The sequence below is a fragment of the Cedecea sp. AS113 genome (assembly GCF_037152415.1).
Taxonomy (GTDB): domain Bacteria; phylum Pseudomonadota; class Gammaproteobacteria; order Enterobacterales; family Enterobacteriaceae; genus Cedecea.
Genome location: NZ_JBBCMI010000045.1, coordinates 1 through 2,409, shown reverse-complemented (window position 1 = coordinate 2,409; position 2,409 = coordinate 1). Strand labels below are relative to the sequence as shown.

General features: G+C 49.6%; 1 protein-coding gene. It reads left to right on the top strand.

Features of this window, described 5'->3' with window-relative positions:
- Window positions 1–610 precede the first annotated feature (610 nt).
- Window positions 611–2,335 carry a group II intron reverse transcriptase/maturase gene (ltrA, locus tag WFN87_RS23910; RefSeq protein WP_336819698.1) on the top strand — a complete coding sequence of 575 codons (1,725 nt, stop codon included), beginning with the start codon at window positions 611–613 and terminating at the stop codon, window positions 2,333–2,335.
- Window positions 2,336–2,409: the final 74 nt, after the last annotated feature.

Genomic DNA, 2,409 nt, shown 5'->3' with positions numbered 1-2,409 from the left:
CGTGCGACGTGAAGTCGTCTGATTAATTGTTTCAGCCAGATACCTGGTGTGAAACCTGATGTTCCGTCATCAGTAGCCTACCGACGCATGCAGGACGGGTAACTGTTCTGTGTGAAGCTGTCGGGACAACGAAGTCGGGTCTTCGGATCATGCTGCGATCGTGAGGTCAGGCAGAGTCTGCAAGCATTATGCGGATACGACGCAAGGCTGGATGGTATGACTAACAAACGTGAATTACCGATAAACGCCGTTAAGAATGACAGGCTAAAGATGCTGATAAGCCTGAACCAAAAGGTATGTGGCGGGTTGCTCTTGTGTAGTCTGGGAGCACACGGACAAACAGCCACCGGTGGAGAGGTAAAGTCTAACCCATCCTGTTAATCAGAGGGAACACGGTAAACCCGTATTATCGCCTGTCAGGCAGGCTGACTGTAAAGGAGGCTGTTGGTAGTGCGGGCAGAGGAATGTGGAGAAAGCGAATGTTGGCCTGTAATGGGTCAAATAGAGGTTGAGTCCCTGTGACAATATCACCTTACACGAAAGTGGGCAGACTTCCACATGGTCTTTCTTTACGAGATAACCTGAGCAATCCGGACATGAGGGAAAGCAGATGACTGTACAAAGTAATACCCGTACAGGTGCATCCTCACACTACCCTGCAGAATGGCACAGTATCGACTGGGCCAGATGCTACCGTGAAGTGCGCGGACTACAGGCGCGTATCGTAAAGGCTACAAGGGAAGGAAAAACCGGCAAAGTCAAATCATTGCAATGGATTCTGACCCACTCGTTTAGCGGCAAAGCTCTTGCCGTCAGGCGAGTTACTGAAAATAAAGGCAGGCGCACACCCGGTGTCGATGGTATTACATGGTCAACGCCGGAGGCTAAATTTCAGGCTATTTTATCACTTACGCGGCGTGGATATCGTCCCCAGCCGCTGAGGCGGCTCCTCATTCCTAAACGTAACGGAAAACTGCGCCCACTGGGTATCCCAACCATGAAGGACAGGGCAATGCAGGCTCTTTACCTGTTTGCACTGGAACCCGTGGCGGAGACTACGGCGGATCGGCGCTCGTTTGGATTTCGCCCGAAAAGGTCAACCTCTGACGCAATTGAGCAGTGCTTTACTGTACTTTCAAAGAAAGATAGCGCGCAGTGGATCCTTGAGGGAGATATCAAAGGTTGCTTTGATAATATTAGCCACAACTGGCTGCTTGAGCATATTGCTGTAGATCGAACAATTTTGCAGAAATGGCTGAAAGCGGGCTACATGGAAAACCGACAACTTTTCCCGACAGATTCCGGAACCCCACAGGGTGGGATTATTTCGCCAACACTGGCAAATCTTGCACTTGATGGGCTGGAGGCTGAGCTGTCGTCAACTTTCAGAGTTCGACGGGTCAGAGGGAAAGACATCAGTCCTAAAATTAACTATGTGCGGTATGCCGATGACTTCATCATCACCGGGACTTCAAAAGAAATCCTGGATAATGAGGTCAGGCCGCTGGTCGAGGTGTTTATGCAAAACAGGGGACTTACCCTTTCACCGGAAAAGACCAGGATCACGCACATTAACGAAGGATTCGATTTTCTGGGTCAGAATATTCGAAAATACGATGGTAAGCTTCTTATAAAACCTTCAAAAACAAGTATATCTGATCTGTTGAGTAAGGTACGCCTGATAGTGAAGGGGAATAAGGCAATCGAACAAAGCAAGTTGATCGAGATGCTGAATCCTCTAATTAGCGGGTGGGCTAACTACCATCAACATGTAGTTTCAAAAGCAATATATGCCAAAGTTGATCATGAAATTTGGTGCGCATTATGGCGATGGGCAAGGCGGCGTCACCCACAAAAAGGGTGCGCATGGGTAAAGCGGCGTTACTTCAGGACGCAAGGGTCACGAAACTGGATCTTTGCAGTGAAAACCGCGGCGCTATATCCGGATGGAAAACCGGTGCTGATATCACTGCGTAAAGCGGTAGATACACGGGTTATACGTCACCGGAAAATCAGACTGGAGGCGAACGCTTTTGATCCCCAGTGGGAAACGTATTTTGAGGAGCGGGCAGGCCTTAAAATGCAGAATACCCTGAAGGGGCGAAAGAAGCTAACGAGTCTCTGGTCGTCTCAGGGGGGCGTGTGTCCTGTATGTAAGGTGTGCATAACTTCTGAAAGCGGCTGGCATATCCATCATTTGATTCGGCGCACTGATGGTGGCGAGAATGGAAACAACAATCTCGTCATGGTGCACCCAACCTGTCATCGCCAGATCCATGCTAATAATCTCAGTATAGTGAAGCCGGTTCGCGAAAGTGGATCCAGAAAGGCTTGAGCCGTGTGCGGGGAAACTCGCATGCACGGTTCTTAGGGGAGGATGTGGTGGTAACACCATGTCCTTACCCGACC

Coding starts and splice junctions, on each gene's coding strand:
- ltrA (WP_336819698.1), top strand. CDS start 611: ATGACTGTACAAAGTAATACCCGTACAGGTGCATCCTCACACTACCCT.